Source organism: Duganella rivi, assembly GCF_009857435.1.
Classification (GTDB): Bacteria; Pseudomonadota; Gammaproteobacteria; order Burkholderiales; family Burkholderiaceae_D; genus Rugamonas; species Rugamonas rivi.
The window spans coordinates 469,832-483,217 of record NZ_WWCK01000006.1; the positions used below are offsets into that span (position 1 = coordinate 469,832).

The following is a 13,386-nucleotide window of genomic DNA, read 5'->3' on the forward strand; positions in this document are numbered from 1 at the left end:
GCTGTTTGCAACTGAAGGGAAGGATGAGTAATGTACAAGACAAGCAGCCGATGGGCCACATTTTCAGTGCTGATAGCGATCGCAGGAGCGGCGTCGGCCAGCGCAGACACGACGCCGAAACCGGGCGGCGTGTATCGCCTGAAGCCGGGTATCTATGTTGCGGAAGGCTCCGAATGCAGCACGCCGCCCAATGCCGCCATCCGTCAATATGACGGCAAGGGCATTTCCACCGCACATACCCGATCCTGCAAGGCCACGGTAATTAAGCGGCAAGGCAGGAAATATACGGTGAAACAGTCGTGCATCGACGCCGGCGACGGGTCAGCGCCGCGTAGTATCCAGCGTCAGCAGGTGACGGTCGACAATGCACTGACCTTCCAGCAGAATATCGCCGGCAACATCACCAACTATCGCTACTGCCCGGTCAGCGAGTTACCGGCCGACCTGCGCAAAGCGGCCAATGCCAAGCGCTGATCAGGAACCCAGCGCTTTTTCCACGGCGCTGACCAGTTGCTTGTCGTTCGGCGTGGTCTTGCTGCCGAAGTTGGTCACGACGTTGCCGTGGCGGTCGATCAGGTATTTGTGGAAGTTCCACGCCGGGGCTTTGCCGGTGATCTTGATCAGGTTGGCAAACAGCGGGTTAGGTTCCTTGCCCGACACCACCGACTTGGCAAACATCGGGAATTTCACGCCGTAGGTGTTGTAGCAGAAATCGGCGATTTCCTTGCTGGAGCCCGGCTCTTGCTGGCCAAAATCGTTCGATGGGAAGCCCAGTACCACCAGGCCCTTGCTGCCGTATTTGGCGTACAGGCCTTCCAGGCCTTCGTACTGGTTGGTAAAGCCGCAGTAGCTGGCGGTGTTGACCACCAGAATCACCTTGCCCGCGTACTGGCACAGGTCTTGAGGGCTGTCGTCTTGCAGGCGCTTGAAGGTTTGCTTGAGGATGGCTGGGCAGCTGCCCGGCGCCACAGTCGCAGCCGGAGCGGCCGAGGTGGCGGCCGGCGCTTGCGCAAAGGCGGAGGCGCTGGCCAGCACGGTCAGCGAGGAAACGAGGCACAGCTGGGCGATGGTCTTGGACATGGTGGTCGGAAGGAAAGAATGAAAGAAAATTCATTCTAGTCCAAATTAGTGCCCCTCGCACGATTGACCCAGATTAAGCAAAGTAAGCGCCCCGGAGTTACCGTCATCGCACAGCGACGGAGGTGGCTATGCGAATTCTGTGGATATTGTTGCTTTGGCTTTGGGCAAGCGCCGTGCAGGCGCAGGTGGCATCGCTGCCCGCCATGCGTGCCGGGCAAGTCAGCGTGTCCGGCCTGTCGTCCGGCGCATTCATGGCGGTGCAGTTCGAGGTAGCCTACTCGCGCACGGTGATCGGCGCTGGCGTCGTCGCCGGCGGCCCCTACTTCTGCTCGCAAGGCAGCGTGTTCACCGCCACCACCCGTTGCAGCTGCACCAGCGACTTGTTCACTTGCCGCGTGCGTCCCGGCGGCACCCGCGTCAGCGAACTGATCGCCATCACCGACTGGTTCGCCGCCTCGCAAACCATCGACCCGACCAGCGCCATGGCCAGCCACCGGATCTGGCTATTCTCCGGCACGGCCGACTCGGTCGTCCCGCAGCCGGTAATGAATGACCTGCAAACCTACTACCGCCACTACATCGACGCCAACCGCATCGCCTACAAGCGCAATCTCAACGCCGAACACGCGATGCCGACCGACGCCTACGGCAACAACTGCCTCACACTCGGCACGCCCTATATCAACGACTGCAATTACGACGCAGCCGGCGAGCTTTTAAACTGGATCTACGGCCCGCTTTCCGCGCGCAACAGCGGTACGCTGAACGGCCGCTTCCTCACCTTCAACCAATCGGAATTCATCGCACTGCCAACGTGGCACGGCATGGCGGATACCGGCTACCTGTACATTCCATCCGCCTGCGATGGCAACAGCGGCGGCCAAGGCTGCAAGCTGCACGTGGTCTTCCACGGCTGCCAGCAAGACCCGGACAGCATTGGCGCCACCTTCGTGCGTCATGCCGGCTACAACGCGTGGGCCGACACCAATCGGATACTGATACTTTATCCACAGGCCAGCGCCACTTACACCAATCCCAACGCGTGCTGGGATTGGTTCGCCTATGACGACACGCGCTACGCGCAAAAAACCGGCCGCCAGATGCTGGCCGTGAAGCGCATGATCAACCGGCTGACCGGACTCACTCCACCGTGAACGAAGACAGGTCGGGATGCGGCGGTGGATAACTGAGATCCATGCCTTCCAGCGTTTCCAGCAGCAGGCTGGCGATCACCAAATTACGATGCGTTTTGGAGTTGGCCGGCACGATGTACCAAGGCGCATGCGGCGCATCGGTTTCGCGGATGGCTTTTTCATAGGCGCGCTGATAGTCATCCCACTTGGCGCGCTGCTTGATGTCTTCCGGGTTGAATTTCCACTGCTTGTCCGGGTCATCCAAACGCTCTTGCAAGCGCTCGCGCTGCTCTTCCTTCGAAATGTGCAGGAAGACCTTGACGATCACGGTGCCGGTTTCCGCCAGCATGCGCTCGAAATCGCGGATTTGCGCGTAGCGGCGCTTGCACTCGGCGTCATTGATCCACCCTTGCACGCGGGTGATCAGCACATCTTCGTAATGACTGCGGTTGAAGATGGCGATTTCGCCCAGCATCGGCACATGCTGGTGCACGCGCCACAGGTAATCATGCGCCAGCTCCGTGTCGGTCGGCGCTTTGAAGCCTACCGCGCGCAAGCCCATGGGACTAATTCCGCTGAACATGGCGCGCACCGTGCCGTCTTTGCCGGAGGTGTCCATGCCCTGCAAAATCAGCAGCACTTTTTGCTTGCGCTGCGCGTACAGCTTGTCCTGCAAGGCGGCGATGCGGTCGATCAGCGCGGCCGTACGTTCATGATCGAGCGCCTTGCCGCGCGACTTGCCGAGTTTGGGATTGGCGGCGCGGCTGGAAAAGGTCGCGTCGTCCGCGTCCTCGTCGCGCAGCTTGAGTTTTGTGGGTGCGCGGAAGCGCTGGCGGGCATTGTGTGTCATCGGTTTAGCATATCACTTAGCCGCCAGCTGTGCTGCGCGATAGCCCCACCATGCCGCTTCCTCGAATACCGAGAAGCCGGATAAATCGGCGTGGGCAAACAGGATCGGCCCATCGACCTCACGCAGCGCCTTCATGCCGGCGTTGCTGCGGAAGTTAGGCCAAGGAACCGCCATCGCGTGGCCGCGCAAGGTGATGTCGACCCGCTCCACGCACGACGCGAACTGCGCGCCGTAGGCGGTTTTCAAATCCGCGCTGGCCAGCGCCAGCAACTCCTCCGGCTTGGCCGACGCCATCCAGCCGCGCGCGCTGCTGGCCTTGCGGTCGGACAGCGCGACGTAGGCGCTGAACACCGTTTTCTCTGGCGGCTGCACGCGGATGTCCTGGTGCGTCGAGACCACGAAGCCCAGTCCTGGCTCGCCGTACACCACGTTATCCCACGACAGCGGTTGGCTCGGCAGCTCGTCCGGGAAGCGCTTGAGCAGGAAGTTCGCCACCATCCACGGCGCATATTCCGGCGCATGCCTGGCGGCGTCAAAGCCATAGTCACCAATATTTTCCACCACGCGCGCCGCGACGTAGGTCGGCATCGCACAAATGGCCTTGCGGGCGCGCACCAGGTAACTGGCCGGCTTGCCGTTTTCGAGTTTGAAGCACAGGGCTTCCACGCCATCTGCTGTTTTTTTCAGCGACACCGCGGTGCCGGCCATGCGCTTGACGGCGGCCGCACGCTCCATGCCGGAAGCCAGCGGCTGCAAGCCTCCCGGCCACGTAAGCCATGCACCGTTGCCGGCGTTGGCGGCCTGGCCCCAGCGGCTGCAGTAGTAATGCAGCCCTGCCCACGCCGAGACCTTGTCGTAACGGGTGCCGTAATCGTCGCGGCAGCAGTAGTTCAAGTACCAGTGCAGCGTCGGCGACTTGTAGCCATTTTGATCCATCCACTGTTTCAGTGTGATGCGATCCAGCGCCTGCCATTGCGGGTCTTCCGACGACATCACGGTTGGGAACACAAACACGCGGCGGCCGTCCGCGCCATGCAGTTGGCGCAGGCGGTGCACCTCGTCGAAGAAGCGCTGGTGTTCATCGAGCTCCCACTGCGGCACGCCGTCCGTCGGGATGAAGCCTTCCTGCCAATGTCCGTTGAACAGCAGGCGTTCTTCCGGTGCGTGCAGGATAAAGCGCTCGTCGTAGTAAGGCTTCTCGGCCATCGCATCTTTTTGGATGATGCCGAGATCCGCGAGAATTTCGCGCACGTGCGTCGATTCCGGCGATGGCAGCGGCAGGTAGTGCGCGCCGGTCGGATATTCGTACTCGCCAAAGGCGCCGCCGGCCGCGTTACCGTAAGGCTGCGGGCCGTCGATCATCAGCACATCGGTCTTGCCGAGTTTTTTCAGCTTCCACGCAGCGGTAAGGCCGGATACGCCCGAGCCAAGAATCGCAATATCGGTGTGGATAACCTGCGATGGCGGCGGCAGCGCGCGGCGGTCGCGCAGGAAGTGGCCTTCGTCGCGGCCGACATAATGCAGCGTCGGCGTAATCTCCTGCCAGCGCTGGAAAGCGAGACCGCTACCGGCCGCAGTCAGCCCGGTAGCGCCAGCCCACACGAGAAAGGATCGGCGCAGCATCAGCGGATCACCCGGCGCCAGTCCTGCTCGAATTCATGCACGAGCGACTGCGTGTTGAGGCGATTCGGCTCCATCGCCATCGGCTTCATATCGGGCGGGAAGATGAACATCTCGCGCGTGGTGTCGGCGTTCAGGTAGCGCATCGGCAGGCGATAACTGGTCGGCGGCGTGTAGTCCGCTTGCGGCGTGGCGAGAATGAAGCCCCACTCGCCAAACGACGGCACATAGGCGTGATACGGATGCGTTTTCAAACCAACCTCCCGCAAGGTGGCGTCGATCGTCCAGTAAGCATGTGGCGCAAAGAACGGCGACGTCGATTGCACCACCATCAAGCCATTCGCCGACAAGTGTTTGCGCACCATGCCGTAGAACGGCACCGAGTACAGCTTGCCAAGCGCGAAGCTGGAAGGATCGGGGAAGTCCACAATCACCGCATCAAACATATCGTCGTTGTGCTGCAACCAGATGGCTGCATCGGCATTCACTACGCGCACGCGCTTGTCGCTGAAGGAGCCGTGATTGAGTTTGACCAGTTCTTCGCGCTGCGTGAAGGCGTTCGTCATGGCCGGATCCAAATCCACCAGCGTCACGTGCTCGATATTCGGATAGCGCAGAATCTCGCGCAGCGCGAGGCCATCGCCGCCGCCCAGCACCAGCACGCGCTTCGCCCACGGCAAAGGTTGCAGCACCGGATGCACCAGCGCCTCGTGATAACGGTATTCGTCGCGCGAAGAGAATTGCAGATTGCCGTTGATGTAGAGGCGCGTATCGTCCTTCCACTTGGTGATCACCAGGCGCTGATAGGGCGTAGTGGTGGCGTAGACGATTTCGTCACCGAACAAACCATGCTCGCCCCAGTAAGTGAGCTTGTCGGCAAAGGCGAAACCGAATACCAACGCGCACATCACCGCGCAAGCGCGCAGCATGCGGCCGGTGACATTTTTCAGCTCTGTGGAAAAAGCCTTGATTGTCCACAGGGCCACGCCGACGTTCAGCATCCCGAACAAAAATCCGGTGCGCACCAAACCAAGATAAGGCGCCAGCACCAGCGGGAATAACAGCGACACCGCCAGCGCCCCAAGATAATCAAACGTCAGCACCCTGCTGACCAATTCATTGAACTCCGTCTTGCGCTCATTCAGCGCCCGCATCACCAGCGGCACCTCCATGCCGACAAACGCGCCGACCAAAAACACCATAGTGTACAACAGCGTGCGGAATGGCGCCGGCATCCACGAGAAAGTCAGGAACAACACCGCCGCCGACAAGCCGCCGACCAAGCCTACCGCCAGTTCGATATCGACAAAGCGCGACAGCACATCCTCATCGCGCACGTACTTAGAGAAATGCGCGCCGACGCCCATGGCAAACAGGTAGCATCCGATAATGGTAGAAAATTGCAGCACCGAGTCGCCCAGCAAATAGCTCGACAGCGCGCCGGCGATCAGCTCATACGCCAATCCGCAGGAGGCCACCACGAAGACAGACAGGATCAGAATCTTTTTGGTCATTTAGCTCGTTTGCTTTATTATCAACGAATTGTCAATTCGCCACTTTACCTGAAGGTGCGCCGTGCCCGCCATCCTAAACTATCTGATCCATCTGCTGCTGGCCGCCGTGCTGCTGGCGGTGTTCTTCAAAGCCTATAGCTGGATGACGCCTTTTGACGAGATCACCCTGATCCGCCAAGGCAACCAAGCAGCAGCACTATCGCTGGGCGGGGCGCTGATAGGTTTTTCCATCACCATCGGTTCGGCGCTGATGCATACTGCCGATTACCGCGAATTCTTCGCATGGGCCTTCGGCGCCATGGTGGTGCAGATGCTGGCCTACGCCATCACCACCCGCGTGCTGAATATGTCGAAAGACCAGATCGAAGCCAATAACACTGCGTTTGGCGGCCTGCTGTCCGCCATCTCCATTTCCATCGGCGTTATCAACGGCGCCTGCATTTCGTAAGCGAGGTTCATCATGGGTATCGGCAGCTTTATCAAGAAGCAGTTTATCGATGTACTGCAATGGAACGAAGACACCGACGGCGTGCTGGCGTGGCGCTATCCGATGGCCGATCAAGAGATTCAGAACGGCGGCCAGCTGGTGGTGCGCGAATCGCAGGTAGCGGTGTTCGTCAACGAAGGCCAGATCGCCGACGTCTTCGGCCCCGGCACCCACACGCTCACCACGCAGACCTTGCCGGTGCTGACCAACTTGAAAAACTGGGACAAGCTGTTTGCATCGCCGTTTAAATCGGACGTGTACTTCTTCAGCACCCGCGTGCAGACTGGCCGCAAGTGGGGCACGGCGCAGCCGATCACTATCCGCGATAAAGATTTCGACATGGTGCGCGTGCGCGCGTTCGGCATGTACTCGTACCGCGTGACCAATGCGCGCGCCTTCTTCACGGAGATCAGCGGCACGCGCGAGAGCTACACCCGCGACGAGGTGGAAGAACAGCTGCGCGGCATTCTGCTGGCGACCATGGCCAATTCGCTCGGCGCATCGCAAGTGCCGTTCCTCGATATGGCGGCCAATCAGGCCTTGATGGCGCAGCAGGTGAAAGGCGATTTGACCACCGCGTTTGCGCGTTACGGCATCGCGCTGGACGAATTCAATGTGGCCAGCGTCAGCCTGCCCGAGGAATTGCAGGCGGCGCTTGATGAGCGCATCTCCGCCGGCATGAAGGGCGGCATGAGCGCTGACAAAATGGCCGGCTTCACCAAGTACCAGGTCGCCAGTTCAATTCCGCTGGCGGCGGGGAATGAAGGCGGCTTGGCCGGCATTGGCGCGGGGCTGGGCGCTGGGCTGTCGGTCGGTCAGGTGATTGGTCAAAGTATGGGCGCGGCACTGGCGCCGCAGCCTGCCGCTGCGCCGGCTGAAGACTCCGTCGAAGCGCGCCTTGAAAAACTCAAAGGGCTGCTCGACAAAGGCCTGATCTCGGCCGCCGACTACGACAGCGCCAAGGCCGAACTGTTGAAAAAACTGATCGGCTAATCGCGTGCAAGTCGTTTCCTGCCCCAGCTGCGGCGCGGAGGTCAAATTCCGCTCGCATGCCTCGGTCATGGCGGTCTGCGAGTATTGCAGCACGCGCGTGCTCAAGGATGCGGATGCGGTCAAGGATCTGGGCAAGATGTCGTCCGTGCTGGAGGACTATTCGCCAATCCAGATCGGCACTTCCGGCGTGCTCGGTGGGCGGCCGTTCACGGTGGTCGGCCGCATCCAGCTACGCTACTCGGCCGGCATGTGGAACGAGTGGTATCTGTTTTTCGACGACGGCAAAACTTCCTGGCTCGGCGATTCGTCCGGCATGTACACCATCACCGCCGAGTTTCAAGGCGATGTGCAGCTGCCGGAATTTGAGCAACTAGTCCCCGGACAAAATTATCCGATCAACGGCGCGCCTTATCTGGCGGCCGAAGTGCGCTTGGCCGATTGCGTCGGCGGCCAAGGCGAATTGCCGTTCAAAGTGGGCGATGGCTATCAGGCGCGCGTGGCAGATTTCCGGCGCGGCGTGGAATTCATCACGCTCGATTACTCGGATGGACCGCGTCCCGTAGTCTATACCGGCATCGCGGTCACGCTCGACAGCCTACAATGCCAGCTGCTGCGCGATGATGATGCGATCCAGCGCGCCGCTGGCCGGTATCGCGGCAAACTCGATGCGCTGGATTGTCCTTCGTGCGGTAGCCCGATCAAGTACCTGCCCGGCGTGACGGCCAATCTGATATGCCCATCTTGCGCAACGCAAATCGACGCGGCCAGCCCCGAGGCGCAAGTGATTGCGGCCGGTGAGCGCGTGGCCGCGGTGCCGCTGACGCTGGAGCTGGGCGCAACGGCAAAAATCAACAATCAGGAATTCACCATCATCGGCATGATGCGGCGCGCCGACGATGAAGGCGCGCAGTGGAACGAGTACCTGATGTACGGCCCGCGCGCCGGCTTCTCGTGGCTGGTGGAGACCGACGAAGGCTGGTCTGGCGCCAACGTGCTGCCGGCGTGGCCGATGTCGTACACGCGTGGCTGGCCGGAAGTGGTTGTGGATAAGGTCAAATTTATCCGCCTGTACGATTACGGTTCGGTGGTGACTTACGCGGTGGGCGCTTTCAATTGGCGCGTGTCGGTCGGCGATCGCACGCAGGTGACGGAGTTCGAGGCAGGCCAGTTGCGGCTGGCGGCCGAGACCACCGCGCAGGAAATGACGTGGTCGCGCTCCTCGCCGGTGTCGGCCGACCAGTTGAAAGCGTGGTTCGGCAGCGCCTTCAAAGGCCGCGTGAAAGCGCCGTCCAGATCGCAGCCGTTCGCCAACAACCGCTATCGCAAAACCGCCAAGTACCTGATCTGGTTCATGCTGGCTTTGAACGCGATCCCGCTGATGGCGAATTTTTCCGGCACGTGGTTCTTGAGCGCAGTCGGCGCGCTGGCCATCTACCTGCCGGCGATCTTCTTGGATAACAACGACCAGGCATGAGTAAATTTTTCATCTACGCGATCATCGTCACGGTGATTACTTCGGGCAGCAGCTGGATCCGCATGGCCGGCGGCAGCAGTTCGGGCAGCGGCTATCGCGGCAGCACCTGGAGTTCGAACACCGGCGGTGGCGGCGGCAGCTGGGGCGGCGGTTCCGGCGGCGGAGGCCACAAATGAAGCGCGAACAGCTCCCCGGCGGCGCGCCGGCGCCGGTAGTCCACGCGCCATCCGGCATCCACGTGCTGGCTGACCTGAGCGGCATCGCTGCCGAAAAATTGAGCAACTGCGCGGCGCTGGAACAGCTGCTGCGCGATGCCGCCGACGCCGCAAAAGCGCGCGTGCTGTTCAGCCATTTCCATGGTTTTGGCGAAGGCCAAGGCGTGACCGGCGTGGTGCTGCTGGCCGAATCGCACATCACCATTCACACCTGGCCGGAATGCGGTTTCGCTGCCGCTGACATCTTCATGTGCGGCAGCGCCCAGCCGGAGTTAGCACTTGCTCTCATCAAGAAGGCCTTGCAGCCTAGGGCCGCACACGTCCACACCTCGCGGCGCGGGCCGCCATAAGGAGCTACCATGGGATTGTCAACGCTGGGCCAGATCGCCCTCCCCGTCACCAACGCCGACCGCGCCGAGCAGTTTTACGGCGATGCGCTGGGCTTGCCCAAGCTGTTCCGCTTCGGCGACCTGGTGTTCTTCAACTGCGGCGGCGTGCGCCTGATGCTGGAAGGCGGCAAGGACAAGATCGACGCCGGCACCGGCGTTTGCCACTACTTCAAAGTCGAACAGATCGAGGCCGTGGCCGCCGGCCTGCAAGCCAAAGGCGTGGCCTTTGAGCGCGAGCCGCACCTGGTCGCCAAGATGCCCGACCACGCATTGTGGATGGCCTTCTTCCGCGATCCCGACGGCCACCTGCTGGCGGTGATGGAAGAAAAACGCTGAGCGCGCGTTAAGCAATCGCCTGTTCTGCGGCCAGCGCGTCGTCTTTTTCACGGGCAGCGATGGCGGCTGGACGGCCTTGAACGCGGGCCACGTATTGCTCGATCACGGGCAGCTTGGGCAGCAGGCCGAACCGGGTCATCCAGCCGAACGCGGTGCTCCACAGGATGTCCAGCGCAGTGAACTGTTCGCCCAGCAGGTAGGGCCCCTTGGACAGCTGCTCGATCATGGTGTTGAACATGGTGTCGAAATCGCCGTAGTGGCAGGCCATTTTGTTGGAGGGCGGATTCTTCATCCACTGGTCGATCATGGCCGGCTCGAAGCAGCTGCCGTAAAACGCCATCCAGCGCAGGTAGGGACCGCGCTGCGGGTCGCCCAGCGGCGGCGCAAGCTTGGCTTCCGGGAACAGGTCGGCGAGGTAGAGGTAAATCGCCACTTGCTCGGTCACCACGGCATCGCCGTGGCGGATGGCCGGCACCTTGCCCATGGGATTGACGGTCAGGTAGGCGGCCTCGCGGTTCTCGCCCTTTTTCATATTCATCACGTGCAGCTCGTAGGGAGCGTGCAGTTCTTCCAGCAAGGTCAGCACGCCCGACGAGCGCGAGTGCGGGCAGTGGTACAAGGTCAGTTGCGGCGCCATAAATTTCTCCTGTAAGTGGGTGAAAAACGCACGATAACTCTTGCTAAGATGTGGGTCTTGTAAAAACGCGTATACCTCATGACAACACTGCAAAGTGTACCGCGTCCGACCCGCGGCGTGGTGAACCCGGCCGCCGGCGAGAAGGTCTTTCGGCTGGAACTCTACATGCCGCCATCCACGTCGTCTTCGACGAGGGCCGCACCGCCGTGTTTGGTGTAATGACGGGCGGCTTTGAGTACACGCTGCGCGGCGCCGGACGATGCCGCCATGGTGACTGCCGCCAGCGCCATCTTGCGCACCGCACTGCCCGCCACGGTCGATCCCGAAATCGCCTGCTGGACGCCGCCGACCAACTCGCCACCGGCAGCGAGATCGACCTCGCCGCGCTCGCCCAGCAACTGGGCTGCTACGACCAATCCCACTTCACCACCGATTTCGAAAAACTCATCGGCAAGCCGCCCGCCGACTACCGCCGCAGTTGCGCGGTGAGCTGAAGCGTTAGGCGGCCGCGGCAGGGCTTGGTTTGCGGATCAAGACCGGCAGGCAGAGCAGGTACAGGCTGGCGCCGATCAGCCACACCAAGCCGGGGAAGCTGCCGCGCGACGAAAAGTAGATGGTACTGATGCCGACCGGCCCAATGACCGATGCGAGGCTGGCGGTACTGGCCAGCACGCCTTGCAGTTTGCCTTGCTGATCCGAGCCGACGCTGCCGGACACCAGCGACTGCAACGCCGGTGCACCGATGCCGCCTAAACAGAACAGCGGCATCAACGCAAATGCCACCCAGCCGTGCGTGGTCAGTGCCAGAATCACATACGCCGAGCCATCGGACACAATCCCGATCAGCAGAGCAGCGCGCTCGCCCCAGCGTTCGGCAATCGGGCCGGCGATGAAGGCTTGCGCTACTGCGTGGAAAGCGCCAAAGCCGGCCAGCGACAGGCCGATGGTTAACGCATCCCAGGCAAATTTGTCCTCGCCGTACAGCACCCAGATCGTGCCGCCGATTTCGCCCACCAACACCAGCACCACGTATGCGCCAATCAGCGGCAGCAGTGCTTTAAAACTGGCAGCCCAGCGCAAGTTAGCCAATGGATTGAAGCTGATGCGTTCAGCCGGCGCGGCATCGTCCTTGCGGGTGTGCGATTCCTTGACCAGCCACAAGGTCAGCAGCAGATTGAGCGCATTCATGGCGGCCGCCGCGAGGAACGGCGCCCGCACCCAGTAAGCGCCTAGCAGGCCGCCGATCACCGGGCCGATGATGAAGCCGATGCCGAAGCACGCGCCCAACTGGCCATAACGGCGCGAACGCTGATCTTCCGGCGTCACGTCAGCAATATAGGCCGAGGTCACCGCCATGCTGGCGCCAGTAATGCCGGCAATCGCGCGGCCAACAAACAGCAGCGACAGCGACGGCGCGATCGCCATGAAAATATAATCGACCACCGCACCGGCCAGCGACAGCAGCAAGATCGGCCGGCGGCCGTAGCAGTCGCTGAGCATGCCGAGGATGGGCGAGAAAATAAACTGCATCAGCGCGTACAAACCGGTGAACGCACCGAAGCGCCAACCGAGCTCCGAGGTATGGCCGACATCGCGCATCAACTGCGGAATAATCGGCATGGTCAGCCCAATACCAATCGCGCTCAGCACGACGGTGGAAAGAATAGTCAGCAGCGCACGGTTCATCTTGTTATTTTTTGATTAAACGGACGCCGATTATAGGCCCGCCCTTTTTCTCCAGCTGTGGCCGCTGTCACAATCAAATAAAGGAGTAATATTTCAGCAGGGAGGGCATATGGAAGAGAAAACAGTCCACAGCGATCCAGAGATCATGGGCGGTACACCAGTCTTTGTAAGTACTCGTGTACCCGTGTCCTATCTATTCGACTACTTGGGCGCAGGCGAGACCATCGAGGTTTTCCTCGACCACTACCCGACAGTTTCACGCCAAAAGGTCTTGGCGACGCTAAAAGCAGCCGCACTGATGGTCAGCAGAGATGCGCATCTTGCTTGATGAATCCATGCCAAGCCCGTTTGCTCATAACTTGGTCGGACACCAAGTAAGCACGGTAGGTCAATGCGGCTGGGCTGGTATCAAAAATGGCAAATTATTGGCGCTAGCAGCAGGCAGCTTTGATGATAATGCATAAAAAAAGGCAGCCTAGGCTGCCTTTTTTGTGGGTGCTGCTTGCGTTGCTTAGTGCTTGGCGCGCAGTTTGGCGATCGCTGCCAGCTGGCCGATGGCCGCTGCCAGTTCGGCTTGCGCTTTGGCGTAGTCGATGCCGGAGCTGTTGTTGGCCAGCGTTTCTTCAGCACGTTTCTTGGCCGCGACCGCTTTGGCCTCGTCCAGATCCTTGCCGCGAATCGCGGTATCCGCCAGCACCGTCACCGCGCCTGGCTGCACTTCCAGCAGACCGCCGGCGACGAAGACGAACTCTTCTTCAGCTTGGCCTGGAACCTGGATGCGCACTGCGCCCGGACGAATGCGGGTAATCAGCGGCGTGTGCTTCGGGTAGATACCCAGCTCGCCCTGCTCACCCGGCAACGCGACGAATTCAGCTTCGCCAGAGTAGATCAACTCCTCTGCCGAAACCACGTCAACGTGAATAGTGTTTGCCATGTGTGTCCTATCGGGTGGAACGCCCCCACCTTGCGGCG

Annotated in this window: 17 protein-coding genes; 9 read left to right on the forward strand and 8 right to left on the reverse strand. The window is 61.1% G+C overall.

Going from position 1 to position 13,386, the window contains the following annotated elements:
- Window positions 1–30: 30 nt before the first annotated feature.
- Window positions 31–474: a hypothetical protein gene (locus tag GTP45_RS21625; RefSeq protein ID WP_161015914.1), complete on the forward strand. Its 444-nt coding sequence runs from the start codon at window positions 31–33 to the stop codon at window positions 472–474.
- Here the strand turns inward: GTP45_RS21625 and GTP45_RS21630 are convergent, their stop codons facing one another.
- A complete protein-coding gene (locus GTP45_RS21630) occupies window positions 475–1,080 on the reverse strand; it encodes a glutathione peroxidase (protein ID WP_161015915.1) in 606 nt (201 codons plus the stop codon). It lies immediately after the preceding gene.
- Window positions 1,081–1,208: 128 nt separating this feature from the next.
- On the opposite strand from GTP45_RS21630, the gene GTP45_RS21635 reads away from it, so the two are divergent.
- A complete protein-coding gene (locus GTP45_RS21635) occupies window positions 1,209–2,234 on the forward strand; it encodes an extracellular catalytic domain type 2 short-chain-length polyhydroxyalkanoate depolymerase (RefSeq protein ID WP_229258580.1) in 1,026 nt (341 codons plus the stop codon).
- Here the strand turns inward: GTP45_RS21635 and GTP45_RS21640 are convergent.
- From GTP45_RS21640 to GTP45_RS21650, 3 genes are read right to left on the reverse strand one after another with little or no spacing between them, the layout of a single operon-like run.
- The gene (locus tag GTP45_RS21640; protein WP_161015916.1) at window positions 2,221–3,063 is read right to left on the reverse strand and encodes a polyphosphate kinase 2 family protein; all 843 of its coding nucleotides are present in this window, start codon (window positions 3,061–3,063) and stop codon (window positions 2,221–2,223) included. The two genes, GTP45_RS21635 and GTP45_RS21640, sit on opposite strands and share 14 nt — an antisense overlap.
- Before the next feature lie 12 nt (window positions 3,064–3,075).
- On the reverse strand, window positions 3,076–4,686 hold the full coding sequence (locus GTP45_RS21645; protein WP_161015917.1) for an NAD(P)-binding protein: 1,611 nt from the start codon (window positions 4,684–4,686) through the stop codon (window positions 3,076–3,078).
- Window positions 4,686–6,197: a polyamine aminopropyltransferase gene (locus tag GTP45_RS21650; RefSeq protein WP_161015918.1), complete on the reverse strand. Its 1,512-nt coding sequence runs from the start codon at window positions 6,195–6,197 to the stop codon at window positions 4,686–4,688. The genes GTP45_RS21645 and GTP45_RS21650 overlap by 1 nt, the downstream gene beginning before the upstream one ends.
- Window positions 6,198–6,258: 61 nt before the next feature.
- On the opposite strand from GTP45_RS21650, the gene GTP45_RS21655 reads away from it, so the two are divergent.
- The 6 genes from GTP45_RS21655 to GTP45_RS21680 are packed head-to-tail and all read left to right on the forward strand — an operon-like array spanning window position 6,259 to window position 10,091.
- Entirely contained in the window at window positions 6,259–6,645 is a 387-nt protein-coding gene (locus tag GTP45_RS21655) for a DUF350 domain-containing protein (RefSeq protein WP_371874492.1), read from the forward strand.
- Between the two features lie 12 nt (window positions 6,646–6,657).
- Window positions 6,658–7,677 carry an SPFH domain-containing protein gene (locus GTP45_RS21660; RefSeq protein WP_161015919.1) on the forward strand — a complete coding sequence of 340 codons (1,020 nt, stop codon included), beginning with the start codon at window positions 6,658–6,660 and terminating at the stop codon, window positions 7,675–7,677.
- Between the two features lie 4 nt (window positions 7,678–7,681).
- On the forward strand, window positions 7,682–9,151 hold the full coding sequence (locus GTP45_RS21665) for a DUF4178 domain-containing protein (RefSeq protein WP_161015920.1): 1,470 nt from the start codon (window positions 7,682–7,684) through the stop codon (window positions 9,149–9,151).
- Entirely contained in the window at window positions 9,148–9,327 is a 180-nt protein-coding gene (locus GTP45_RS21670) for a hypothetical protein (RefSeq protein ID WP_161015921.1), read from the forward strand. The genes GTP45_RS21665 and GTP45_RS21670 overlap by 4 nt, the downstream gene beginning before the upstream one ends.
- Window positions 9,324–9,716, forward strand: a complete 393-nt coding sequence (gene speD / locus GTP45_RS21675; RefSeq protein WP_161015922.1) for an adenosylmethionine decarboxylase — start codon at window positions 9,324–9,326, stop codon at window positions 9,714–9,716. Before GTP45_RS21670 ends, speD begins: the two co-directional genes overlap by 4 nt.
- A gap of 9 nt (window positions 9,717–9,725) precedes the next feature.
- Window positions 9,726–10,091, forward strand: coding sequence for a VOC family protein (locus GTP45_RS21680; protein ID WP_161015923.1), 366 nt, complete (start codon window positions 9,726–9,728; stop codon window positions 10,089–10,091).
- 7 nt (window positions 10,092–10,098) lie between these two features.
- Here the strand turns inward: GTP45_RS21680 and GTP45_RS21685 are convergent, their stop codons facing one another.
- The 3 genes from GTP45_RS21685 to tet all read right to left on the reverse strand — a co-directional run bounded on the left by GTP45_RS21685 (window position 10,099) and on the right by tet (window position 12,414).
- Complete coding sequence (locus tag GTP45_RS21685) at window positions 10,099–10,728, reverse strand: glutathione S-transferase family protein (RefSeq protein ID WP_161015924.1); 630 nt, start codon at window positions 10,726–10,728, stop codon at window positions 10,099–10,101.
- A 161-nt stretch (window positions 10,729–10,889) separates the two neighbouring features.
- Window positions 10,890–11,150: a hypothetical protein gene (locus GTP45_RS29360; RefSeq protein ID WP_371874493.1), complete on the reverse strand. Its 261-nt coding sequence runs from the start codon at window positions 11,148–11,150 to the stop codon at window positions 10,890–10,892.
- Between the two features lie 76 nt (window positions 11,151–11,226).
- Window positions 11,227–12,414: a Tet(A)/Tet(B)/Tet(C) family tetracycline efflux MFS transporter gene (gene tet, locus GTP45_RS21695; RefSeq protein WP_161015925.1), complete on the reverse strand. Its 1,188-nt coding sequence runs from the start codon at window positions 12,412–12,414 to the stop codon at window positions 11,227–11,229.
- Between the two features lie 109 nt (window positions 12,415–12,523).
- Between tet and GTP45_RS21700 the strand changes: the two genes are divergently transcribed.
- Window positions 12,524–12,742, forward strand: a complete 219-nt coding sequence (locus GTP45_RS21700) for a DUF433 domain-containing protein (protein WP_161015926.1) — start codon at window positions 12,524–12,526, stop codon at window positions 12,740–12,742.
- A gap of 183 nt (window positions 12,743–12,925) precedes the next feature.
- Here GTP45_RS21700 and GTP45_RS21705 read toward each other — a convergent pair whose 3' ends face one another.
- On the reverse strand, window positions 12,926–13,348 hold the full coding sequence (locus GTP45_RS21705; RefSeq protein WP_161015927.1) for a F0F1 ATP synthase subunit epsilon: 423 nt from the start codon (window positions 13,346–13,348) through the stop codon (window positions 12,926–12,928).
- Between the last annotated feature and the right edge of the window lie 38 nt (window positions 13,349–13,386).

Coding starts and splice junctions, on each gene's coding strand:
- GTP45_RS21645 (WP_161015917.1), bottom strand. CDS start 4,686: ATGCTGCGCCGATCCTTTCTCGTGTGGGCTGGCGCTACCGGGCTGACT.
- GTP45_RS21625 (WP_161015914.1), top strand. CDS start 31: ATGTACAAGACAAGCAGCCGATGGGCCACATTTTCAGTGCTGATAGCG.
- GTP45_RS21685 (WP_161015924.1), bottom strand. CDS start 10,728: ATGGCGCCGCAACTGACCTTGTACCACTGCCCGCACTCGCGCTCGTCG.
- GTP45_RS21705 (WP_161015927.1), bottom strand. CDS start 13,348: ATGGCAAACACTATTCACGTTGACGTGGTTTCGGCAGAGGAGTTGATC.
- GTP45_RS21670 (WP_161015921.1), top strand. CDS start 9,148: ATGAGTAAATTTTTCATCTACGCGATCATCGTCACGGTGATTACTTCG.
- GTP45_RS21700 (WP_161015926.1), top strand. CDS start 12,524: ATGGAAGAGAAAACAGTCCACAGCGATCCAGAGATCATGGGCGGTACA.
- GTP45_RS21630 (WP_161015915.1), bottom strand. CDS start 1,080: ATGTCCAAGACCATCGCCCAGCTGTGCCTCGTTTCCTCGCTGACCGTG.
- GTP45_RS21640 (WP_161015916.1), bottom strand. CDS start 3,063: ATGACACACAATGCCCGCCAGCGCTTCCGCGCACCCACAAAACTCAAG.
- speD (WP_161015922.1), top strand. CDS start 9,324: ATGAAGCGCGAACAGCTCCCCGGCGGCGCGCCGGCGCCGGTAGTCCAC.
- GTP45_RS21680 (WP_161015923.1), top strand. CDS start 9,726: ATGGGATTGTCAACGCTGGGCCAGATCGCCCTCCCCGTCACCAACGCC.
- GTP45_RS21660 (WP_161015919.1), top strand. CDS start 6,658: ATGGGTATCGGCAGCTTTATCAAGAAGCAGTTTATCGATGTACTGCAA.
- GTP45_RS21650 (WP_161015918.1), bottom strand. CDS start 6,197: ATGACCAAAAAGATTCTGATCCTGTCTGTCTTCGTGGTGGCCTCCTGC.
- tet (WP_161015925.1), bottom strand. CDS start 12,414: ATGAACCGTGCGCTGCTGACTATTCTTTCCACCGTCGTGCTGAGCGCG.
- GTP45_RS21635 (WP_229258580.1), top strand. CDS start 1,209: ATGCGAATTCTGTGGATATTGTTGCTTTGGCTTTGGGCAAGCGCCGTG.